At 53.5% G+C, this 23,741-nt stretch carries 18 protein-coding genes; 12 read left to right on the forward strand and 6 right to left on the reverse strand.

Features of this window, described 5'->3' with window-relative positions; all coding sequences use genetic code 11:
• Positions 1 to 97 precede the first annotated feature (97 nt).
• Together SH527x_RS14885 and SH527x_RS14890 are read left to right on the forward strand one after the other, a co-directional pair.
• Entirely contained in the window at positions 98 to 1,249 is a 1,152-nt protein-coding gene (locus SH527x_RS14885) for a DUF1559 domain-containing protein (RefSeq protein WP_437191468.1), read from the forward strand.
• Positions 1,250 to 1,410: 161 nt separating this feature from the next.
• A complete protein-coding gene (locus SH527x_RS14890; RefSeq protein ID WP_437191469.1) occupies positions 1,411 to 1,857 on the forward strand; it encodes a hypothetical protein in 447 nt (148 codons plus the stop codon).
• 136 nt (positions 1,858 to 1,993) lie between these two features.
• On the opposite strand, the gene SH527x_RS14895 is transcribed toward SH527x_RS14890, so the two are convergent.
• Positions 1,994 to 2,719, reverse strand: a complete 726-nt coding sequence (locus tag SH527x_RS14895) for a hypothetical protein (RefSeq protein WP_437191470.1) — start codon at positions 2,717 to 2,719, stop codon at positions 1,994 to 1,996.
• Between the two features lie 580 nt (positions 2,720 to 3,299).
• Here SH527x_RS14895 and SH527x_RS14900 point away from each other — a divergent pair.
• The 5 genes from SH527x_RS14900 to SH527x_RS14920 all read left to right on the forward strand — a co-directional run bounded on the left by SH527x_RS14900 (position 3,300) and on the right by SH527x_RS14920 (position 12,642).
• Positions 3,300 to 7,745 (forward strand): hypothetical protein, encoded by a 4,446-nt coding sequence (locus SH527x_RS14900; protein WP_437191471.1) that lies wholly within the window; start codon positions 3,300 to 3,302, stop codon positions 7,743 to 7,745.
• A 70-nt stretch (positions 7,746 to 7,815) separates the two neighbouring features.
• Positions 7,816 to 9,534, forward strand: coding sequence for an ABC1 kinase family protein (locus tag SH527x_RS14905; protein ID WP_437191472.1), 1,719 nt, complete (start codon positions 7,816 to 7,818; stop codon positions 9,532 to 9,534).
• Between the two features lie 143 nt (positions 9,535 to 9,677).
• Positions 9,678 to 10,604: a fumarylacetoacetate hydrolase family protein gene (locus SH527x_RS14910; RefSeq protein ID WP_437191473.1), complete on the forward strand. Its 927-nt coding sequence runs from the start codon at positions 9,678 to 9,680 to the stop codon at positions 10,602 to 10,604.
• Positions 10,605 to 10,836: 232 nt separating this feature from the next.
• Positions 10,837 to 11,454 (forward strand): OmpH family outer membrane protein, encoded by a 618-nt coding sequence (locus tag SH527x_RS14915; protein ID WP_437191474.1) that lies wholly within the window; start codon positions 10,837 to 10,839, stop codon positions 11,452 to 11,454.
• Positions 11,455 to 11,931: 477 nt separating this feature from the next.
• Positions 11,932 to 12,642: a zinc metallopeptidase gene (locus SH527x_RS14920; protein WP_437191475.1), complete on the forward strand. Its 711-nt coding sequence runs from the start codon at positions 11,932 to 11,934 to the stop codon at positions 12,640 to 12,642.
• Positions 12,643 to 12,754: 112 nt separating this feature from the next.
• Here the strand turns inward: SH527x_RS14920 and SH527x_RS14925 are convergent, their stop codons facing one another.
• The 3 genes from SH527x_RS14925 to SH527x_RS14935 form a co-directional block, all read right to left on the reverse strand.
• The gene (locus tag SH527x_RS14925) at positions 12,755 to 13,477 is read right to left on the reverse strand and encodes a hypothetical protein (RefSeq protein ID WP_437191476.1); all 723 of its coding nucleotides are present in this window, start codon (positions 13,475 to 13,477) and stop codon (positions 12,755 to 12,757) included.
• Positions 13,478 to 13,590: 113 nt separating this feature from the next.
• Complete coding sequence (locus SH527x_RS14930) at positions 13,591 to 15,300, reverse strand: thioredoxin family protein (protein ID WP_437191477.1); 1,710 nt, start codon at positions 15,298 to 15,300, stop codon at positions 13,591 to 13,593.
• Positions 15,293 to 15,955, reverse strand: a complete 663-nt coding sequence (locus SH527x_RS14935) for a hypothetical protein (protein ID WP_437191478.1) — start codon at positions 15,953 to 15,955, stop codon at positions 15,293 to 15,295. The genes SH527x_RS14930 and SH527x_RS14935 overlap by 8 nt, the downstream gene beginning before the upstream one ends.
• A gap of 353 nt (positions 15,956 to 16,308) precedes the next feature.
• On the opposite strand from SH527x_RS14935, the gene SH527x_RS14940 reads away from it, so the two are divergent.
• The 3 genes from SH527x_RS14940 (at position 16,309) to SH527x_RS14950 (ending at position 20,654) form a co-directional block, all read left to right on the forward strand.
• Entirely contained in the window at positions 16,309 to 17,862 is a 1,554-nt protein-coding gene (locus SH527x_RS14940; protein ID WP_437191479.1) for a hypothetical protein, read from the forward strand.
• A 371-nt stretch (positions 17,863 to 18,233) separates the two neighbouring features.
• The gene (locus tag SH527x_RS14945) at positions 18,234 to 19,844 is read left to right on the forward strand and encodes an ABC transporter permease (RefSeq protein WP_437191480.1); all 1,611 of its coding nucleotides are present in this window, start codon (positions 18,234 to 18,236) and stop codon (positions 19,842 to 19,844) included.
• A gap of 93 nt (positions 19,845 to 19,937) precedes the next feature.
• On the forward strand, positions 19,938 to 20,654 hold the full coding sequence (locus SH527x_RS14950) for an ABC transporter ATP-binding protein (RefSeq protein WP_437191481.1): 717 nt from the start codon (positions 19,938 to 19,940) through the stop codon (positions 20,652 to 20,654).
• Between the two features lie 180 nt (positions 20,655 to 20,834).
• Here the strand turns inward: SH527x_RS14950 and SH527x_RS14955 are convergent, their stop codons facing one another.
• Positions 20,835 to 20,981, reverse strand: coding sequence for a hypothetical protein (locus SH527x_RS14955; protein WP_437191482.1), 147 nt, complete (start codon positions 20,979 to 20,981; stop codon positions 20,835 to 20,837).
• A gap of 92 nt (positions 20,982 to 21,073) precedes the next feature.
• Between SH527x_RS14955 and ilvE the strand changes: the two genes are divergently transcribed.
• On the forward strand, positions 21,074 to 21,934 hold the full coding sequence (gene ilvE, locus SH527x_RS14960) for a branched-chain-amino-acid transaminase (RefSeq protein WP_437191483.1): 861 nt from the start codon (positions 21,074 to 21,076) through the stop codon (positions 21,932 to 21,934).
• Between the two features lie 167 nt (positions 21,935 to 22,101).
• Positions 22,102 to 22,950 (forward strand): ATP-grasp domain-containing protein, encoded by an 849-nt coding sequence (locus SH527x_RS14965; protein ID WP_437191484.1) that lies wholly within the window; start codon positions 22,102 to 22,104, stop codon positions 22,948 to 22,950.
• A gap of 119 nt (positions 22,951 to 23,069) precedes the next feature.
• On the opposite strand, the gene bfr is transcribed toward SH527x_RS14965, so the two are convergent.
• A complete protein-coding gene (bfr, locus tag SH527x_RS14970; RefSeq protein WP_437191485.1) occupies positions 23,070 to 23,558 on the reverse strand; it encodes a bacterioferritin in 489 nt (162 codons plus the stop codon).
• Between the last annotated feature and the right edge of the window lie 183 nt (positions 23,559 to 23,741).

Below are 23,741 nucleotides of genomic sequence, written 5' to 3' on the forward strand. Positions count from 1 at the left end.
ATTTTGCTTTCGAGCTTGCTTCCGCTCGCAAACTCAAGCTCGGTTTGCGTTTTCGGAACGTAACTCTGGACATTGAGACATGATTCGAGGTTCAGCAATGCAAAGATTCTTCTCCCTTGGTGCGTCAAAACCGTGCACAGACCGTAGGCCCGAAAGCACTTCAAACGCTTCCTCCACGACACGACGTGGCTTCACGCTCATTGAGTTGCTGGTGGTGATCGCCATCATTGCGATTCTGATTGCACTCCTGTTGCCAGCCGTTCAACAGGCACGGGAAGCAGCCCGACGTTCTCAGTGCAGAAACAACCTGAAGCAGCTCGGACTTGCCGTTCACAATTACATCGACGTTCACAACGTCTTCCCCCCCAAGCGAGTCGGGACCACTCAGACCAACTGCTACGACGGTGACGCCCAGTACGGCTCAGGGTTGATGCGACTTCTGCCATTTATCGAGCAAGCCGCACTCTACAACGAGTTTTCCTCGCCTCAAACTTATGGCAGTCAGGCATACGGAGCGTTCGGCCCATGCGAATGGGGTCCACACGACTCAGGTTATCGTCCATACCAAATTCAGATGACCACTTACATCTGTCCATCTGACGGCGGTCTGACATCGAAGACCTCCTCAATGGCCGCTTCGAACTACAAGATGAGCGTCGGTGATTCCCTCGCGACAGACGGAACCTTAGGGAACAATTCAACAGGACCAACCCGAGGTGTCTTTGGGAATATGGGTGTCCGTGTTGGTTTTGCAGACATCACGGATGGAACAAGCAATACAGCCATGTTCTCTGAACGAATGTTTCCGGCAGATGCTGGAGCCGTCGGGCAAGGAATCAAGTACAACGTTGGCGACACAATCAAAGACAATCCTTCTCTGTGTCGCATGGAGGTCGATCCAAACAACCGCAAGCGTTTCACCAATGGAAACGTCACAAACTGGGGTTCGAAGATGAGCCACGGTGCAACAAGCCACGTCGGGTTCACGACGGCACTCCCACCGAACTCACCCGCATGTGCTTCCGGTTCAAATGACGCTGGCTCCCACGGCGTATTTCCTCCATCCAGCCACCACACTGGCGGCGTCCACGTTGCGATGGCAGATGGTGCAGTTCGCTTCGTCAGCGACAACATCGACGCTGGCGACGTGACTCAACCAGGTCCGACTTCAATCGGACAGCGCAGTCCATACGGGGTCTGGGGAGCGATCGGTTCACGTTCCGGTGGTGAAGTCACCGGCGAGTTCTAATTCGTTCCAACTCAGGCCCGTCAGCATGCACAGGCAGCGGCGGGCCTAATTTATCTCATTACTGCTCACCCGCAGACATCGTGTGATCACATAATGTCTCCGAGAACGATTTCTTTTGCAACTTTTTAGAGAAGCGGATGTCCGCTCGAAGGTACTCGAACATGCGCCATGCAGCTCTTGTTCTTATGATTGTCGTGATGAGCATTGCCGGATGTGGCGGTGGCGAAAAGAAGCCAACCAACCGTCCCAAAACAGTCCCGGTAACGGGAACTGTCTCCCAAAAAGGTGCACCGGTTGCCGGAGCCAAAGTGTCGTTTGTTCCAGTCTCTTCCACTGACGTGGGAGCCATTGGCCTGACAAAAGATGACGGCACATTTGAACTGATGACGTTTGAAAGTGGTGATGGTGCCATCCCAACCCAATTCAAAGTGACAGTTTCCAAGACTGTTGTTGAAGGGGGCGAACTCTCTGAAAGCAGCTTGAACACTTCGAAGGCTGGCGAAACCAAGTACCTGGTTCCTCAAAAGTATTCGAACCCAAATACTTCAGGACTTGCAGTGAAAGTTGAAGACGGAAAAACCAACGACTTCAAGTTCAACGTTGATTAGACCGGTTCGGGCTGTCATGTGACTGACTCAGTCACTCTGCTTCAAACTCATTGATAAATACAGAAGGCGGATTCCAAATGGAGTCCGCCTTCTGCATTGGCATCTTGTGAATAGGGTTCTGAATGTCAGCGTGCCTCTACCGGCTTCGTTCGAAGTTTCCGGAGATTTTCACTTTGATTTTTCCGTTCCCTTTGGCCGATTGCGGAAGATTGATCTTCAACAGCAACTGCCCGGTTTGATTGGGTGAGAACTCTTTCTCGTTGCCAACTGCCACCACTTGAGGGCCATCTTTCTGTTGGCCGCGGCGCCCACCAGGTGTCGGTCCTTTTCCGACAAGTGCAACCAGACTTCCAAACGGAACGTTGTCGATGACTTCAAAGGTAATGTCATTAGACGGATATCCATTCGGCCCCAACTGCTCGCTGAGCGAGACACGGTAGGTGCCATCTGCTTCGATGCGAACAGGCTTGTCCTTTGTGACCGTCAGGCCAGTCTGAACCCAGCCTGCACCGGCTTCCACATCGATCAGAATCTCATTCCCTTTGAACACAGACTCTTCAAGAGTCTTGATTCGGGCCTTTACAACGTCCGCATCCGGCTTGATCTTGAGGATCGAGCTCAGCATCCCGATCGCTTTTTCTTTGTCTCCCGCCTCTTCGTACTTCCCAGCCAGATCGGCCAATCCGGCAAGGTAATCAGTCATGATTTTGTCCGCCTGCTGGTCAAGGACCTTAGCATTGGCCTGTGGCGGAGCAGGGCGGCGAGACGATTGTGCGGCGACTTGTTCCGCAGCAATCAATGGAAAAACAACCATCGCAGCCGGAATCGTCCAACATCGAGGTAACCGATGGGCCCAGTTCATCACGACATCCTTCCAAAATCGAAACCGAAGTCACTTGAAGTCTGTTGATTAGATCAGCTTGCGATCGCATCTGTCTACGCCAACATGAGAGTAACTCGACGCATCATTCCCTGCCATGAATTGAATGGGCAACTCCATTTCGAACTGAATTCAGACCAGTTGAGTCGAGCGCAAAGTCTGCGAGAACAAGCCTCAAGGCTCGACAGAAACGCAACTTAAAGCGGACAGAACAACCCTCTGAATTCGCTGGGCTCTGCAGGAGATCTGTGAAATCAGGCCGATTCACGCGTTCACGGTCGCGAAGTTGTTGAGTACCATATCAATTGGAACCTTTCGCCAGAATTGCGCGTCGGAATGAGAACTGTTGGTCATTTCGATGCTGAGTTCAGGGCGAACAGAGATCTGGGACTGAATTGGCAAGGTGAAAACTGTCGATTTCAATTCCTGTGAGAGATGAACTTCGCGGGCCGGGGAGAGTTCTGCCAGTATTGACAGACTCCAGCGAGAACATTGAGGCCAGATCGTCAGACAACGTCGGATCGACTTGTTCGAATCAACGTGTCTGATTTGGGGTACAGCCATGTCGGTGACAGAACAGGAACGGCCGAATACCGGGACCTCGTCTCAGTACGTCGATTTTGACGAGTACATTGAGTACCAGTTGAAAAAGACACGCGCCGGGATTCACCAAACCGATCTGATGATCGGTGGGATCACCCTGTGCGCTCTGATCACCGGCTACCTTCTGCTGTTCGCCATCTTTGATCAATGGATCATCCCCGGGGGATTCAGCGCGACCATGCGCGTCGTGCTGCTGAGTATTCTCGGGGCGTCAGTCGTGACCTGGGTCGGGTGGAAGATTCTTCTCCCCTACTTCCGCAGCATCAATGCCATGTATGCCGCGCGAGAGATCGAACGCACTCACCCGGAGTTTAAAAGCAGCCTCATGACTTGGGTGGACTTCCGTCGCTCCGGTCGTGAGATTCCGCAATCCATTCTCTCCGCGCTGGAGAAGAGGACCGCTCAACAGATTGCCCAGACGAATGTCGACGAAGCCATTGATCGTCGGCTTCTGATGAAGGTGGCATATCTGCTGCTGGGTCTGGTTCTGCTCTTCTGTCTGTACACGCTGTTTTCCCCCAAGCGAATGACGACAACGCTCTGGCGTGCATTGATGCCGTTTTCGTCAGTTGCAGCAGCAACTCGCACTGAAATTCTGGAAGTCAAACCCGGGGATACCGAAGTCCTCGCTCGCGATCAGCTGAACGTCTCGGTTGAGTTGGGCGGTCACATTCCACCGGAAGTGACCCTCTTCTTCTCAACGGCAGATCGTCGTTTTGTGAACGAACCGCTGATGATGCGGCCAGTTGAAGATAAGCAGAACCTCTTTCAAACGCGTTTAACCGGTGATGCCGGTCGTGGATTATTGAGCGATGTGAAGTACCACATTGCTGCCGGTGACACCCGCACTCGCAGCTATGACATTCGGGTCAATCAGCCTCCCACGGCGGAAGTGACCGAGATTACATACGACTACCCACAGTACATGGGACTGGAACGAACCACGCAGCAATCCAGTGTGATTGACGCATGGGAAGGAACCTGGATCACTGTCACAGCCCGCCCCAACATGCCGATCAAACGAGCTGTGATTTACTGCTCGGATCAGGAGACGATCGAAGAGACCGCCGAAGCATACCCAATGCAGGTGCTTGATGACCGACTCTCGGCCAAATGGCAGTTGAAGTTCCGTGATGATGGAACGTTCGCTCGCTACTTCCATGTGCAGGTGTGGAATGAACGGAATCAGAAGGACCCACAACCGACTCTTTATCGCATTAAAGTACGCCCGGACTTGAAGCCGGAAGTTGCTCTCGTCCATCCAGAACGTGACCAATCTGTTCCGGCGAACGCCACGATTCCAGTGGGACTCACCGCTCGCGATCCTGACTTCCTGTTGCGACGAGTTTCTCTCAAGCTTCAGCTGAATGGAGAAGATCTCCTCGTACCGCCACCGTTGTTTACCGCACCTCCGGAAGTGCCAGAGTACCAGACCGTTCATCAGCTCGATGTCTCTAAGCTCAACGCAAAGCCAGGCGACCAGATCGCGTTGTTTGTCGAAGCCGAAGACAATTTCGAACCATTCGGCAAACGTCAAAAGAACATTAGTCGCAGCCCGCGCATCACTCTGACCGTCGTTGCCCCTGTTCCACCTGAAGAGAAGAAACAGCTCGAACAGCAGCAAAATGAAGAGCTGCAGAACAAGTTGCAACAGGCAGATCCAAATGAGCGGCCACGGATGAATGACATGCCTCAGGAGCCGCAGCCTGATCAGCCGAAAGAGCAGCAAAAGAATCGAGACCAGCAGCAACAGCAGCCGGGTCGCGAACAGATGCAGCAGAAGGACGGCGAAGGCGGGGACAAAGGCAAACCGCAAGAGGGCAAACCTGAGGAAGGAAAGCCACAAGAAGGAATGCCGCAGGACAGTGCTGGTGAGAATGCGCAAAAGGACCAGCCAAAAGGGTCTCAACAGCAGCAGCCTCAACAAAAGCAACCGCAGCAGCAGCCCGGCGAGAAGGGATCCACTCCGCAAGACGGGGCTCAGGGCGAATCTGGACAGGAAGGGATGCCTTCCGGGAACCAGCAAGGGACCGGCAATTCTTCTGGCAAGCAAAACTCTCAGAATCCGTCACAGCCTCAACAAGGTGAGATGCAGGATCCGAAAGGAACCCCGCAGGGGCCTGCTGGTGATCGCCAAAATAGAGGCACTCAGTCTCCAAATGAGCCACGTCCAGACAAAGTGGGCGAGGATCAAGCGCTCCAGCGTTTGCTCGACTGGAGCCGCAAGCAGAACGAAGGAAAGAAACCTGAACAACGCGGAGATCAGCCGAAAGGTGATCAACCGCAGTCGTCCCCACAGCCGAACGGAACTCCTCCACAAGGAAACGATGGCAAGATGCCGGGGGAAGAGCGTTCACCGGATGGCATGAATGCACCAAAGCCGGAAGGTTCGAATTCAAACCCCGCGCCTGATGCAGAAGGTAAAAGCGGGCAACAGAAAGCACCGGGGCAAGCTCCTACTCCGTCTCAGGAAGGTGAGAAGGATGGAAACCGTCCACAAGACGGTGCCGGAATGCAGAAGCCATCGTCGCCTGATCAGTCAGGCAGCGATCAAGGCAAGAAACCGATGGACTCCCCATCAGGCGAAGAAGGTGAACAGCAGAAGAAGAAGAATCAACCAGCTGGCCAACCGGGGAATGCTCCCAATAACCAGGACACAATGGGGCAGAAGCCTGATAACAACTCTCCTGATAAGCCAAACTCCGATGGAATGAATCGCCCTTCTCAAAGCGAACAATCTCCAAACGGAACCGGGAAGAACGAACCAACCGAGCAGGGTGACAAAGGGAAGCCCGGCGAAGAGGGTGGCATGTCTGGAAAGAAACCAGATTCGACAGAGTCTGGTAAAGAAGGTTCTGCTACCAACAACTCTTCAGAGAAACCATCCGGAGACCAGAAGTCCCCTTCTCAATCACCTGCTGATCGCAACACACCGCAGCCGGGTGAGAATTCGAATTCTCCAAACGGCATGCAGCGCCCAGAGAACGCGCCGATGGAGTCACAGCCAGGGCAGACTCCATCCAAAGACCAGCAGCCAAAAGATCAGCAAGGGATGAACGGACAGAATCAACCTGCCCAGAATCAACCTGCCCAGAATCAACAAGGCCAGAATCAACAAGGCCAGAATCAACAAGGCCAGAATCAGTCTCAGCAGAACCAATCAGGGCAACAGCAACCCGGCAATATGAGCCAGCAGGGGCAGAACCAAAATCCGCCTTCGCAGCAACAACCGGGACAGCAACAACCGGGACAGCAACAACCGGGACAGCAACAACCGGGACAGCAACAACCGGGACAGTCTCAACCGGGACAACCCCAGCAGGGGCAATCTCAGAACGGGCAATCGCAACCCGGGCAGCAGCCTAATCAGCAGCAGCAACCCGGCGGTATGCAACAGCCCGGTCAACAGAATCAGAAGGGCCAAAGTCAGCCGGGACAGAACTCTCAAAATCAAGGGTCTGGAACTCAGCAGCAGGGGCAGCCTTCAGAAGGATCTCCGAAACAGCCGGGGAACAGCAACTCGATGAACCAGCGCCAACCCGGCGGGGAATCGAACTCTCCGATGGCACCAGATTCTCAACAGATGCCGCAGAACGGATCTCAGCAGCAACCCGGCCAAAATCAACCCGGGCAACAGCAGCCTGGCAATATGAATCAACAGAATCAGAACCAGCCGGGACAGCAAGGGCAACAGGGCCAAGGACAGAACGCCAATGACCAGGGTCGGCCGGGACAGAACCAACAGCAGGGAATGCCTCAACAGCAAGGCGACCAGAAACAGGGCGGACAACAACAGGGTGGGCAGCAGCAAGGACAGCAGGGACAACAAGGTGGAAAAGAGGGGCAGCAAACGCCCGGCAATCCATCGGGGGCTCCAGCTGGAACTCAACCCGGCGGACAGGAGGGGATGCCTTCTCAACAGCCAGGGGGGGAAGCTGGCAATGCACGTCCAAGCGGAGTCGGAAGCAATCAGGCTCCGTCCAACGCAACGAACGGCAGCGAAGGAGCCAGCGACCTGCTGACACCAGATCAGGCTGATATCGCCAATCGCAAAAAGGCGACCGAACTGGCATTGAAGCAACTCAAGCAGCAACTTGATCGGGGAGCCAAGCCGGATGAACTGATGAAAGAACTCGGCTTCACCGAACAGGATCTTGATCGGTTTATGAATCGACTGGAAGAACGACTCGCCGACCCAGGCACCGATCGTTCCGCCGAATCTGAAGCCGCCCGACGCCAGTTCGAATCCATTCTCAAAGGCCTGCAAACCGGCTCCGGCGAGCAGATGCGTGGGAGTGGAGACCGCGAACGCAAAGCATCTCAGAGCTTTGGGTCTGGAAATCGCCCGATTCCTCCGGAATATCGGCGCGATACAGAGGCATATAAGCAAAAACTCTCCAAGTAACGCGACCAGAATTGACAGCCGTGAAATCTCGACCAACGATGATGGAACAGGATATTTCATCGTTAGTGAAATGAGACCCAGCATTTCACAGTTGGTCAGGCTAGGCTGCGTTGTTGTGGAACCATATCCGCTTCGATTTTTGAAGAACCTCAATCGCGGTCGCGAAATTGCGACCGTCCTGTTGAACTACGGATTCGGCGATGTGCTTCAACGTCTGGGGCTCGCTCCCTATCTGAACTGGGGCAAACGGCTCATCTTCCGTAAACGCCGTGAGGCGATGGAACAGATGACCACCCCGCGACGGATTCGCATGGCGCTCGAAGACCTCGGGCCGACGTTCATCAAATTCGGTCAGGTACTCAGCACACGCCCAGATCTGATCCCGGCCGATGTCATCGACGAACTTGAAGTGCTGCAGGAACATGTTCCCCCGTTCGCTGAATCCGGGATGGAACGTGTTCTCGAAGAAGAGTTCGGCAAACCGATCTCCGAGATTTTCTCGTACTTCAACGATACCCCGCTTGCCGCCGGTTCCTTGGCTCAAGTTCATCTGGCAACGACACACACCGGACATGAAGTCGTCGTCAAAGTCCGTCGCCCCGGTGTTGTGCAAGTGGTCGAACGTGATCTCGACCTGATGATGGAACTGGCGCAGCTGCTGGAAAAGCATGTTCCTGAATCGCGATCGTTTGATCCGACTGGTCTGGTGAAATACTTCTCCAGAACGATTCGGCGCGAATTGAACTTTCTGCGTGAAGCGAGGTCGATGCAGGACTTTTCACGCTGGTTTATGGACGATCAGCGCGTTCATATCCCCATCGTTGAAGCAGACCTGACAACTGACGCCGTGATTGTGATGGAGCGAATCGGCGGCGTGAAAGTCACCGATATCGCGGGCATTAAATCGCTAGGGGTTGATCCGGCTCAGGTGGCGATCAATGGAGCAAGGATCTTTCTGAAGCAGGCCTTTGAGCTGGGCCGTTTTCATGGCGATCCGCACCCCGGCAACCTTCGAGTGCGAGAAGATGGCTCGATCGTGATGCTCGACTTTGGAATGGTCGGCTTTCTGGATGACGATCGACGCGAGCAACTTGTCGATCTCTTCGTGGCCGTTGCTCGACGCGAAGTGAACGGGGCGATTCGAGTGATCACATCCCTGGGGCATCCCTCCTCCCCCAGCATTGATTCCACTCTTCTCCGCGCCGATGTCCGTGACTTTCTCGACACATACTATGACATCCCGCTTGAGCAACTCAGTGTCGGAAATATGCTCAATGACTTCCTGACGATTCTTTCGACACATGGACTGCGATGCCCCGGCGAACTGATGCTGCTGATCCGAGCATGCATCACGCTGGAAGGTGTTGGACGACGACTTGATCCGAACTTCAATATGGCCGAGGTTCTCTCTCCATTTGTTGAGAAGTTGATCAAAGATCGATTTCGCCCCAAGCGATTGTATGACAGAACGATTGCCGATCTGCGGCTGGTCACTCAGTCACTCCACAACCTGCCGATTCATCTGGAGAAAACACTACACAAAGCCAGTCATGATGATCTGAAATTGCAACTGGAACACCGTGGACTGGATCGGCTGATTACCGAGTTTGATCGCTCAAGTAATCGTCTGGTGGTCGGCATGGTGATATCAGCGTTGGTTGTCGCCACCGCACTCATCCTGCGTTCAGCACCAATTCAGGCCATCTGGTTCGCAACACCACTCTTTATTCTCTCTGGGCTTCTCGGTATCTGGCTGATCTGGGGTATTCTCCGCAGCGGACGACTTTAAACCTGATGGTCGAATAAGACGTCCTGCTTTTGGGGCATCCTGAAAGTGCATCGACGATCCTTGTGTTCTCTGTCAAAATTCATCACTGAATTCATCTCTCAGCAATCGGTCCACTGGATTCATCAAGCCAGAAAGCACACCCGATGAGACTTTGTCGATTTCAGAAGAATGGTCGTTCAGAGTTCGGCTTTTGCGTTGACGATGCAACCGTTGTCTCCGTCTCGGATGCAGCGTTGGCAACAGGACAGGCACCCGTCTCCGCCGAGACGATTCTGGATCTGCTTCCCGGCGGAAAACATGCTGCAGCAATTCAGCGACTGCAAGAAGCCATCACCGCAGACGTCATCCAGCAGTGCGGGACACCTGCGGACGTGCTCAAGCTGCTGGTCCCTGTTGCTGCGCCGGGGAAGATCATTCTGCTCGCCGGAAACTATGCCGATCACATTCGCGAAGGGGGCGGCAAGGCGGCGGAACGAAACCAGACGTTTCCTTACCTCTTCATGAAGCCGAACTCGACACTCACCAACCCCGGCGACCCAATTCGCATTCCGTCGATCTCTCCCAATGAAATCGACTGGGAAATCGAACTCGGAGTCATCATCGGACGCACCTGTACTCAAGTTCGAGCCAATGAAGCACTGGGCTACGTCGCAGGTTACACCGTCGTCAATGACGTCTCGGATCGGGCATTCATACCGAATCCACAACGCACCCCACGCCCTCGAGACACCTTCTTTGACTGGCAACACGGTAAGTGGCACGACACGTTCTGCCCGATGGGCCCCTGCGTTTTGCCAGCAAATGAATGTGCCGATCCACAAGATCTGAGAATGGTTCTGTCTGTCAACGGACAGGTGGAACAGGATGGAACAACAGGAGATATGGTGTTTCCGGTCCGAGATATTCTCGAATTTATCAGCAGCTTTGTAACGCTGCACCCCGGTGACGTGATTTGCACCGGCACTCCGGCAGGGGTTGGAAAAGCGAAGGGACGATTCCTGAAACCGAACGACGTTGTGACCGCAAAGATAGATCACATCGGAACTTTGGTAAACCCGGTCGCTGGTTGATCCATCGGCATGAACTGCCGTTAAAACGGGCCAACTCGTGAGTTTGCCAGTCTTTGAACAATTCCGATTGACCCAAAACGACGAACTTGAGAGATTTCCGCTCCACAAGGGCATGATTGCCCGATAAACACACCGAAAATTCAGCTAAGTCTATTCGCCCCGCCTGAGCGCACTATAGGAATCCTTCGCAGGAAGCGCCGGCACAACGGAATCGCAAAGGAGTGCAGTGACCGTGAAGAAGTGCAACCCAATTATTGTCGCCCTCGCGACGATCGGCCTTTTCCTGACTCAGGCAACTGCGAAAGCAGAAGGTCCAGCAGCAGCTGCTGCTGGTGCCGCGCCTCATCAGATCGGCCTGGTCGATATGGCACACATTTTCAAGAACTATGAAAAGTTCAAAGATCAGACCGCCGGCTTGCAGAAAGCTGCTGAAGAAGCAGAAGCCAAAGCACAGGCGATGATGGAAAAAGGAAAGCAGGGACAGGCTCAGCTGCAAGGTCTGCAGCCAGGAAGCCCTGATTTCGCCAAGATCGAAGCTGAACTGATCAAGCTGAAGACCGAACTGGAAACTTTCCGTCAGGTCGAACAGCAGAAGATCGTTCGCCAGCAGGCTGAAGTCTACAAGACCATCTACCTGGAAGTTCAGGAAGTCGTAAACCGTTACGCTTCTTACTACAAGTACACCCTGGTCATCCGCTTCAACCGTGGTGACGTTGCTGAATCTGGCAACCCACAGGCCATCCTGCAGAACATGAACCGCCAGGTTGTGTTCTACCAGCCACAGGACGACATCACCGATCCAATCCTGAATCACCTGAATTCTTCTTACAAGAACTCAGCCAAGAAGTAATGACGTTTAACTCTGATTTGGCATGTTGCTGAACAATGTCCGTTGCCCTTCGGGGTGCTCACAGAAAGTTCATCTCTCTGCCAATTCAGGGTGATCCGTCTCCTTATTCAGAGTTGAGTGCCTCAAGGGCCAGTGGATCTGAGAGCCATTCGAAAGAAACTCTCAGATCGGCGAACTGCAAATTTTAATCGGGCCGAGGATTCGAAGAGCGTGCGAAGCGAATAGCTCCCTCTCAGAACATTCCCGGAAACAAGAGCAGGGGTGATGACCTTAATTGGTGATCACCCCTGCTTTTTTTTGATCCGCTCACATGACGGATTCGTTAAAATTCAGACTTCGCAGATTCAATCGCGAGTCTAAAATGGAATGAGGTCTGAAAATGTCCGGTTTTTCGCAATCGCCGGACACTGACCATTCACTTTTCACCTTCAGACAATTACGGATATTCACGTTCCGATGATGCCGATATTCGATCCCATGTATTTTGTGATACTTGCACCTGCAATGCTGCTCATGATGTGGGCGCAGATGCGGATCAAGTCAGCCTACGCTCGCGGAATGGAAGTGCCGACGAGTCTGTCAGGGGCTCAGGCCGCGCGCCGGATTCTGGATGATGCCGGTCTTGATTATGTGGAGATCGAACAGGTCGAAGGCCATCTTTCAGACCATTATGATCCGACTCAGAAAGTTCTGAGGCTCAGTCATGATGTGTACTCAGGTCGCACAGCCGCGTCCGTTGGAATTGCTGCTCACGAAGCGGGGCACGCACTTCAGGACGCACAACGATACGCCCCATTGGTGATCCGAAATCTGGCAGTCCCTGCGGCACAGTTCGGCCCCATCTGGTTCATGATTTTCCTCGTGCTGGGGATGCTGCTGCCGGCGTTTTCGATTGATCTCGCCAAGGCAGGTTACGGCCAGACATTCATGTGGATTGCGATCGGTGGGTTTGCCGCTGCCGCAGCTTTCCAGATCATCAATCTGCCCGTTGAATTCGATGCAAGTAACCGAGCGAAGCGGGTTCTTTATGAAATGGGAGTTGTCGATGGGTATGGATCTCAGGCAGTCTCCGGTGTGCTGAACGCCGCCGCCTGGACATATGTGGCCGGAACTTTGCAGGCCATTCTGATCGTTGTGTACTGGATCATCAAACTCGGACTTCTCAGCGGAAACCGGGACGATCGATAGTCGCCAGTCAGAATTTCAGTATTCAAAGAGAAGAAGCCACGCCGATTTCCGGTGTGGCTTCTTTCGTTGAACGGGCTTCCATCTCATGAAACCTGACGACGGTCCTCTATTGTTACGTCTTCGTAACATCGGACATGATTGTCGCAGCATTGTTAACCGATTCGCTGCGACGATTCGGGCTGTCCGCCGGGCCAAGTGGTTCCTCTGATGGGAGAACCTGAGCAACATCCACCCGATTGTCGTCACCGCCGAAAGCTGTCAGGTATCCAAGAATTTCCTGATAATTTCCATAGATCCGCATAGAATCAAAGCGAGTAATGAAGCGAGTTCGGTCCCGACTGTTCAAGCGGGTCCAGGCGACAATCGCTTTATCAATCGCTCCCAGCAACACCAGTGCGTTCGTGCTTTTCAGCTTGATCTGCGACTGCAGTGGAATATCCGGATCTGAACCATCCAGCGCATAAGGAAGATCAATCAGCCCGCCTGACTGGTTCTGAATATCGTCGCCGCCAAACGGACTTTCTCCCAGTTCGATGACCGCATTCTGGTTGACCGCCCGTTCAATTTTATCTCCCAGGTCAATCTGATCCGGGTTATGAGTCACACGGCGACGCCAGCGATCACAATGCATCAAGTGTGATTTCATATGCGACTGTGTGGGATCATCAAAACCGCCGCGATCTGAAAGCTCATCGTTCGCTAACAGCTCGGCGCGTAATGTAAACAATGGTGACAGCGCAGCCACAATGTGCAGGTTTCGCAGCGTGACAATTGCTCGGCGAAACTGTTCTTTTGCAGGATCTCCAATGGGCATCACTTCATCCTTTGAGACCATCGCGGTCTATCCAGTGGTCACGCAGCAGCCTTCTCGACGGAAGAACGACTGAATCCCGCGTGCCAGAAACGCTGTCTTCTTTCTGGAAATGCTCCAGTTGATTTCGGTCGACATCATTGACCGACAGAGGGGCAACTCAGCGGCGCAATCTCAGCCACTCGGGTGTCAATCGCCTCACGAAGCCTTCTTGCGACTTGAACTTCATGGGGATTGGACGAACTTTCGACCTTCTGGAGTTCGTCGTCGAGAAATAGGCCTCGCAGCGCATCAAGTACTGCCACACGTCCCTCTGACTGCCGGAGTTCAAGTAACTCACGTGCTTCATCCAGCTCTCTGGGAAAGGGAACAGGTTGTCCAACACTGCTCCTTTCAGAAGCGGAATGCGTCTGGAGGGAAGTTCTCAAACGCCGCTGAAGTCGCCCCTTCAACAATGTGATCAGCACGCCGCCGATGCCGCCTGTTGCTGTTGCTCCCCCAATCACTCCAGCCCACTCCAACATCGTCAGCGAGCACGGCAACACCTCGCCAATCCAACTTGGTAGCGCAGTCGCGGATTCACCAGGTGGCTCGGCCATCGGAGGAACACCGGCAGAGTCGCTGAAGGAGATCACGGCAGGTTGACTGGGAGGGGAAACCGACGGATGCGTCACAGCAAGTTGCCCCGCAGGCTCAACTTCTGGGGATTGCTCACGCGGCAACGGCACGGATTCCGGGATCGCGCGATTGGAAATCGGTTCCGCGATTGAATGCGCGACTCCAAGCTCTCGCAGCAGTTTGTCCGTCCCTTGATATCCGGTTAAACGGCGATCAGGGGTGAGAAATGTCGGCAAAGCCTGAATCTGCAATTGGCGAGCAAGCCCCTGTTCCTGATCTGCGTCATGCCAGTGCAGTTCAAAGTGGAGTTCAAGCTGCTGGCGAAACGCTGGAGACTGCTTCAAATCTGACCGAAAGCGCCGACACGCTCCACACCAACTGGCCGACCAGACATCAAGCCGAGGACGTCCAGACACCTCCGATTGCTGACCAGTTGAAGGCCGAGGCACAGGTTCGCTACCAGCCTGATGAACAGGACAGCAGACATCCCGGCATCGACTGGAACGCAACGTGATTTGCCTCTGTGACCAGCCGGATCGCAATCCCTGCGGGGTCAGCTGATAGTGCCGCTGCAATCGTTCCGCAACGGTCCCGGCATCCTTCTGAAAGGCAATCATTACCTGTGGAGGTCGACAAGAAAGCAGGTATTCAACCAGAGAAAAGCCACCGGCATAGAGATGCTGTATCTCCTCGGCCGATTGAGGATACTCCGCCCGTTCCAGCCATTCGTCGGAGAAGATTGACGCAGGTATGGAACCCGCAATCGTTCGCAGGCGTTCATGTGACGCTGGCGACTCCAGCAGAGAAGCACACCCTTCATCAATCCATCGCTCAATCGGCTTGCGGGTAAGTGACGCGCGCACCATGTGGTCGACTTCGTGAGGAATCACATCCTGCAAGAGTTCAGAACGATCCCCAATGACATTCATCATCCAGCCAGAGACCTCGCCGTTCTCAAAGCGAAACTGCGTATGGCCTCCACCAGGCTGCGACCGAACTTTGAAACTGATCGGGCAGGGCCGGAACCACGGCCCCGGCAACGTCCTTCCAGTCCAAAACATCGCAGAACGGGTGCGAGCCTGCTCGGCTGCCATACCCATTTCGGGATCGGAGCAAACGAAATTGGTCGCAGTCACGACACTTTGAAACGGGATCAGGATGAGAAAGACCAGCACCAACATGGTGATGCACAGTCGCTGAGAAATCTCAATCGCATCGCGACTATTCATCTCTGCCTCCCTGCGATTTGAAACGTCGCACCCCATTCCGATCAATCGAAGCAACACGCTCATATTTCCCCGTTCGCACCAGTTCTCGAAGAAGACGAGCGGGATTGAATCGCGATGGATTCGAATGGTTCATCCGGTTCAATCGCATCACAATTGCGGCGACGAGTTCGGAGCAGAAAATCTCTTCCAGATTCGCACTGGGAAAGAGCCGCGACAGCTGAAATGCTCGGGTGCCAGACAGGACCGCCCCGCCCAGGTCGTATCGCAGACCAGTGAGGATGAACTCATCCAGCAGCAGCCGCGTCAACATGCGGCTTTCCTCAAGAGTGAGGCGCTGAAAATGAGTCAGGCGATAAAGATCCACGCGACCGCCGGATTCGACATAGTCTGCGATACGATCTTCTGGTTGATGTGCCTGAGCCCCATCCACCTGTTCCTCCCGAATCAGACACGGTCGTGAACACAGGGTGGTTGATTCCGTCCAGATCATCGACTCACGCCAACGACACAGCAGGGCAACATGCGATGGTCCAAGACGCAATCCTCCCGGTGGAAAAAGAGAACCTGTCCCCCATCGGATCAGCTTGCTCGCCCAGTCTGTGCCGTGGCAGGCAGCGATATCACCCGGCTTGAATTCCATCGAAACTGGATTCATGGAACCCCGACATAGAATGTCCACGGAACTGCCCCGTCAGAGCACAAGGGCAACAGCACATGCAGACTGCAATGTGAACGAGAGACAAACACATCCTCGTCAACTCACACAAAAGAGTTGCGCCGGGTTCCCATTCAATTCCTGTGACACGTCTAAATTGCCGCAAGGGAAGGATGTCAGTCCGATGGAAGCCCATCAGAAATCCGCTATGGTGGATTCCTGCATTGACCGTTCGTTTTTGTGAAGAATCCTTGTACCATTCATTACAAGGCTTCATGATGCCGAAACGGATCTCCGCGAATCGTTCTGAATTCGCAAACAACGTATCCTTTATCCTTTTCTGAACGACAACGATGACGGCTCCATCTCAAATTCCGTCATACTTGCTGCTCTTTCAGATCCTGCTTCCATTTCTGGGAACAGTTTTGCTGGCCAGTACCATTCAGCACGGCCGCACTCAATACCGCATTGCCATCGGGATTCAGCTGGTCCTGCTTTGGTCTGCTGTGATGCTGGCGATCACCATTATCGGTAAATCCATTGTCGGTGAATCGACGCTCATCAGAATCCTGTGGAGTCTGCCCGGCGCCACCGGTCAGACTTATGCAGATCACATTGCCTGGGAGTTGGACCCCTATTTCACAGGGATGCTGGTTCTCCTGCCAATGGTCTCCATCACAACAAGTCTGTTCACCATCAGCACAGACCTGCGAGAGCGTCAGGCGATCTGGCATCTGCTTCTGATCGGGACAATGCAACTCTTCTGGCTCGGAGCCGATGTCGTCTCCTGTCTGACGGGTGCATTCTTATCGGCTTTCCTGCTTGCGAAGCTATTAATCCAGCAAGGAGGCGAGGCGCGCCGATTCGCTGCTGGCCTGTTCCTCTCCATTCAATGGATTGGCTGCATGCTGATGATGGGCGGCTTCGGAATTCTGATTGCCACGACAGCACTTGTTCAGGCAGCTCCTTATGGGATTCCTAAAACAAGCTCGACAGCACTGCCGGAAATCATTCGTCTGTTGAATGACTCGATCGGACACAATCCTGCTGCACAAGAACTTCTGCAGGAATACCGCGGGCTTCCCATCCTCATCCTGCTCATCGCATTTGCTTTAATGGGAGCCTGTTTTCCCCTGCATGGATGGCTCGCTCGTGTCATTCATGTCGCCCCGAGCACGACTCGATTCTGGTTGATCATCTGGATCAAAGGAATCATGCTGTTTGGAATCCGCATCCTTGTTGAAATCGCGCCACAGGTGTTCCTTTCCCTGCACGGATGGACCTGGGGAATTCTTCTGCTGGGAGCGTTGTTCTCTGCGGCTTTAATTTATCGTCAAACAGATGAAGGGAAACTTCTGTCTGCGGCCATCGTCTGGACACAATCTTTAACTCTGATTGCAGCCTGTTCGCTGACCGGCGACTTCCCCAGATTTCTCGTTCCGATTGTGATCTGTCATCTCGCCGGGTCAGGTTTGCTTGCTGTCGCGCTCACGATCACATCAGCGTCGCAACGCAACTGCATACATGCAACCAGTTGGCTCGCCCCTGTTATGTTGACGGTGCTCCTGACACTCACCTTGTTGCCGTTCAGTATCGGATTTCTTCAAAGCTGGTTCACAATTGCGACTTTGCTGGAAGTCTCCGGTGTCACTGGGCGTCTGGCCTGGATTGTGTATCTGGCCTCCAACGCAATTGCGCTCGCAGGATTCGTTCAGCTTGCGCGACGACTGGTCTTCTCAACGACGCTTGATCCGGAGTCGGCGCTCGAGACAACCCATCACTCGGCAATCCTGTCTGCGGAGGCGAATCGAATTCTCAGCCGCTCACAAATCTGCCTGCTGGCGTTCTGGATTGTGATCGCAGTACTGAGCGGGTTGCTCGTCCCGATCATCCTGATGTTCAATTAGCGCGACCCCCTCACGTTGTTGCTCCATACCGAGACATCGATCCGCCGAATCCGGGGTCAAGACCAGCTTGGGCTGCTCCCCCTTGCGTGATTCCTTGGAAAATCGTGATTTCTGCTTCCATCGCCCGTGCTTCAGGGCCTCTATTGGAGTTGTCACACGGTAATTTTCCTGATCCAACTTTTGCCAAAAACCGAGTCGCAAGCAATTGCAGAACAGCAGGTTACACAGAATCGACTCTCGTCCTAATTCGCCTCCATTCTTGCCACAGGACCGGATCAGAATTCACCTCGACGAAAAATTCCAATGCTTTTACACTTCGCGGCGATCAGGCAGGTGGTACGGCCACTGATGCCGCTCGCAAAGGAGTGCACATGTATAAGTTTCTGCTGTCGACCCGTTATCTGAAGACCCGATTCATTGCGCTTGCGAGTGTCATTAGCGTGACTCTTGGTGTCGCGACCATGATTGTCGTGAACAGTGTGATGTCCGGCTTCAGCAGCCAGATGCGCGAGCGGATTCACGCCACACTGGGTGACGTGATGGTCGAAGCCACCAGCATGGACGGGACAGACAATCCTGAACAATTGTTGTCCGATGTCGACGCTCTCGCAGGCCAATACATTGAAGCGGTCACACCAACCGTTGAGATTTATGGAATGATGAGTTTTCGGTGGATGGGTCAAGACATCTACCGCCTTGTCACTCTCGTCGGAATCGTTCCAGAGACGAAGAATCAGGTCAGCCCATTGGCGACGTACCTGATGAGCCGTCAGCAGATTAAAGAGAATGATGTCGTCGTTCGCGAGCCATTGCGAAGCGTGACAGCTCCACTCGACTGGAGCATGACAAAAGAAGGACTCGAAGACCGTGCAAGCTGGATTCGAGCCAAGCAGTTTGAAGACTTTAACCGGCAGTTGAACACTCCGTCGTCTGCAGGAATCTCCGCCACCTCTCAGAATCTCGGCGCATCGTCCGAATTTTCATTGGAAGCAGGTGGAACTCCGAAAATTGCCAACCCGGAAGCTCCAGATCTTGCGGACCCGTTTGCCAGTGCCGCTCCCGCTGTTGCACATGACCCGGAAGCCCCTCAGGCCGCCAGAATCTATGTTGGTTCAGGGTTGATCAGCTTCCCGTTTAAAGAGCGTGAAACCGGACTGGCAAAAACTCAGTACATGGCCAAACCGGGGCAGGATGTCATTCTGACCACGATTAAAGCCGGTCAGCCAGAGCCTGCTCCGTTCAAGGCGACAATTGTCGACGTCTTCAAAAGTGGGATGAGTGAATACGACTCAAACCTCGTCTTCTGCAATCTGGAAGAACTGCAGTACGTGCGAGGAATGCTGTCTGGTCCGGACCCGACTCGACCTCACGACAACCTGGACTGGAAGAAAGGTGCGATCACCACTCTCCAGATCAAGCTCAAAAATACTCGCGACGCCGCTGAAGTCGTGCGACGATTGAGTCAGGGGTTGGACTATAAATATCAGGTGCGAACATGGGAGCAGAAGCAAGGACCACTGCTTGAGGCGGTCGCTGTGGAATCTGCAATCCTCAACGTGCTGCTGTTCCTGATCATTACAGTGGCAGGCTTCGGAATTCTAGCGATCTTCTACATGATCGTGGTCGAAAAAACCCGCGACATCGGCATCCTGAAAGCTCTGGGAGCCAGCTCTCGCGGCATCATGGTCGTTTTCCTGTCGTATGGATTATCACTGGGAATCGTCGGAAGCGGTGCTGGAGTCGCCCTGGGACTGCTTTTCGTCTACTACATCAACGAGATTGAAGAGTTGCTGTCATGGTTTACCGGCCGCAAAGTCTTCGATGAAACGATTTACTACTTCCATGAGATTCCAACAGTTGTCCACCCATCGATGGTGTTGTGGGTAGCGATGGGAGCAATGTTGATTGCCGTTCTGGCAAGTGTGTTACCTGCCCGCAGAGCAGCTGCACTCCATCCTGTACGTGCGCTTCGATATGAGTAAGATTCTTCGCATCATCGCGATGTGAACTCAGTGAACCGCACTCACTCGTTGTGAAGGCCATCTATTCCCATGCCGCCGACCAGAACAATCCCCATGACCTCTGCTCAACCTCACATTTGCGCCAAGGCGCTCGATAAAGCCTATCGCAAAGGGGAACACAGAGTTCCTGTGCTTCGAGGCGTCGACATCTCCCTGTATCGCGGGGAGTTCCTCTCGATCGTCGGAAGCTCCGGTTCCGGCAAAAGCACGCTGATGCATCTGCTCGGATTGCTCGACGAACCAGATAATGGCGAAGTCTGGCTGGATGGCACCCGGATCGACAAACTTCCAACAACCACCCGTGATGAACTGCGCAACAATGTCTTCGGGTTCGTGTTCCAGTTTTATCATCTGCTTCCGGAACTGAACCTTTTGGAAAATGTGTTGTCTCCTCTCATGATCCGCCATTCCGTCTTCCAGTATTGGAAGAACCGAAAGGAACTGCGGGAAAAAGGATTGGAGATCATCGAAAAAGTAGGGCTGTCACACCGTCTGAAACACCGTCCGTCCGAGCTTTCCGGTGGAGAGATGCAACGAGCGGCGATCGCCAGAGCACTCGTTGGCCGACCATCTGTGCTGCTCGCGGACGAACCGACTGGAAATCTCGATTCCAGAACCGGTCAGGAAATCATGACGTTACTGCACAAGCTCAACACCGATGATCGCCTGACAATCATCATGGTGACGCACGATGACGCCATTGCAAATCAGGCTCAACGCATCGTTCGGCTTAGCGAAGGACGAATTCAGGCACTGGGCGAAGCCGCCTGACGAACTGCAACTGCTGCGATCAAATTTGATTGCTGACAGTAATCCACCCCGTCACGTTCATGCAAAAAATTGCAGTGAAACGCGGACACGGTCCATCTCGACCGGAGCATCGGCCCCACTGAACTCGATCAGAGGTTCTCCAGCAGAGAGAATTCGGTCGGAAATCAGTGGTCCAGAAATTCAAATCCGGTCATCGAACGAATCTTTCGATTCCACCCGGCTGAACTGCGGGTTCGCAACCTCTTGCAAGTCGCGAAATTGCTGAAAATCCAGCAGCGATGGAGTGGAATCCCACAGTTGCATGCGTTGCTGATGTTCCCAATGCATGACAACCCTCGCGCAGGATCGACGAAAACGGTCCGTCGATTACCATAATGGGACACCCAAACAACGTTTCAATAGTTCTGGATGAGTTCTCCATGTCGCAAAAGATCTATATGAACGGCCAACTTCTCTCCAAAGAGCAGGCCGTTGTCAGCGTTTTCGATCACGGGTTGCTTTACGGCGATGGAGTTTTCGAAGGAATTCGTGTCTATTCCAAACGCGTCTTTCGACTGAAAGACCACGTCGACCGGCTCTATGAAAGCGCGCTGGCGATCCGGTTGATCATTCCCATTTCTCCAGAAGAGATGACCAAAGCCGTTGAAGAGACCGTCGCGGCCAACAACATCGTCGATGGATACGTGCGTCTGGTGATCACTCGCGGTGCAGGCTCGCTCGGGCTGGATATTCGCAGAACCAGCCATCCACAGGTCATCATCATTGCAGACACGATCAGTCTGTACCCCGCCGAAATGTACGAGAAGGGGATGGAGATCATCACGGCGAGCACGCTCCGGAATCATCCCGGCGCTCTTAGCCCACGAATCAAATCTCTGAACTACCTGAACAACATCCTCGCCAAAATCGAGGGAACCGACGCCGGGTGTGCGGAAGCATTGATGCTGAACCACATGGGACAGGTTGCAGAGTGTACCGGCGATAACATCTTCATCGTGAAGAACGGTATCCTGAAGACTCCTTCAACGGACGCCGGAATTCTCGAAGGCATCACCCGAAATGTGGTGATTGAACTCGCTTTGGAAGCGGGTATCGAAGTTCAGGAAACGACTCTGATCCGCCACGACATCTATGTCGCCGACGAATGCTTCCTCACCGGGTCGGCAGCCGAAGTTATTCCAGTGACAAAACTCGATGGACGCACGATCGGGGCCGGAGTACCTGGGCCAGTGACTTCAAAACTCCTCGCCCGATTCCAGGCATACGTTCGCGAAGCCTAGACCGGTTCCGGTTGATCCGGTATCCGCGCAGCAGCGGATCGCAAACAAGATCAGAGTTTAGCCGGACACAATGTGTGTGCGGCTAATTCTGTTTTGAGTGTCAAAGTTGAAAGTCGAGTAACGGGCTCGACATTTCAGGCAATATGGCTCTTATGTGAATCGGTCTCATGTCGGCAACAATTGCACTTATCACTTCTTCAGAAATGTGTGACGTCGATCGGGACATGGACGCACTGATTGCTGAGTTACAGCGACTGCACATTTCCGCCGCAGCGGTGGCTTGGGAAACACCTGGGGTCAACTGGGCAGACTTCTCGCTGGTCCTGATCCGATCTCCATGGAACTATCACGAGCGTTTGACCGAGTTCCTTGCCTGGGCGAAGCAAGTGGATCAGGTCACAAAGCTGATGAACCCGTTGCCGCTCATTCGCTGGAATTCCCACAAGAGCTATCTGCTTGAACTGCAGCGTGACGGGATTCCGATGATCCCGACTCAATTCATTGAGCGGGGATCGCGTTTCAGTGTCGAACAACTTCCAGAAGGAGAGCTGATCGCAAAGCCTGCGATCGGCATTGGTTCAAGCGGGATCATCAAAGGTCAGAAATCAGACGAGCATGTTCTTGAACGGTTGCACGCCCTCACTCAACAAGGGGACGTTCTCGTTCAACCCTTCTCACCAAACATTCAGACAGAAGGGGAAACATCGCTGATCTTCTTTGGCGGTGAATATTCCCATGCTGTCCGCAAGATCCCAACCTCAGGTGACTTTCGGGTTCAGGCGCAACATGGCGGAACCGCAGAACAGGTCGAACCAACCTCGGCCCAACGTCTGCTCGCGGAGAAAACAATCGCGCAACTGCAGTACCCAGTTGCGCATGCAAGAGTGGACATGATTCATTGGGACGAACATCCCGTCCTCATGGAACTGGAAGCCATCGAACCGGACCTGTTTCTCCGCGAATCTGCAACTGCAATCAAACGCTACGCAGCCACGATCAAGAAGCTCATTCCCTGAACCGCGATTCGAACATCGTATTCAATCGAGTGCCGACTACAAAAAAGAACCCGCCCCATGATCGGAGCGGGTTCTGTCGTAGTGATGTTCACATTAGCGAACTCAAGACCGCAAACGGTTTAGTGACCGCCAGCTTCTTCTTCACCAACCTGAGACAACAGGTAGTTCTGAATTCCCATCATCTTGATCATGTCGAGCTGAGCTTCCAGCCAGTCAACACTCTCTTCGGTTTCGCGAATAATCTGTTCCATGATCTGGCGACTGGCCGCGTCTTTATCCTGGCGAGCCAGATCAGCACCTTCGTTGTATGTCTTGGATGCGTTCAATTCGAGAGCGAGTGCATTCTGCAGTTGCTCTTCAACATTGTCGCCAACCCGAATGACGTCATAACGAGCGATCTCTGGAACACCTTCCAGGAACAGAATGCGATCGACGAGCAATTCAGCATGCTTCATCTCTTCGATCGATTCGTTGTAGTGGTGCTTGGCGAGCTTGTTGAGCCCCCAGTTTTTGCACATCTTCGCCTGAACGAAATACTGGTTGATTGCAGTCAGTTCGATTGTCAAACCTGCATTCAAGGCGTCGATTACGCGTTGGCTACCCTTCATGAGATGGGTCTTTCCGTCATCAGTGTCGTTAAATAATTGTCGCTTGGTACACTGTCATTCTAGAACGACTGCATCGAATCAACCACCACATTGAACGCGATCGGACACGAATTCGCGTGTATTGACATTGAGTCGTCCAGATTTGCAGGCACCACCTGAGATAGATTCTCAGAGGACTGCCAC

The sequence above is a fragment of the Planctomicrobium limosum genome (genome assembly GCF_051465645.1).
GTDB lineage: Bacteria > Planctomycetota > Planctomycetia > Planctomycetales > Planctomycetaceae > Planctomicrobium.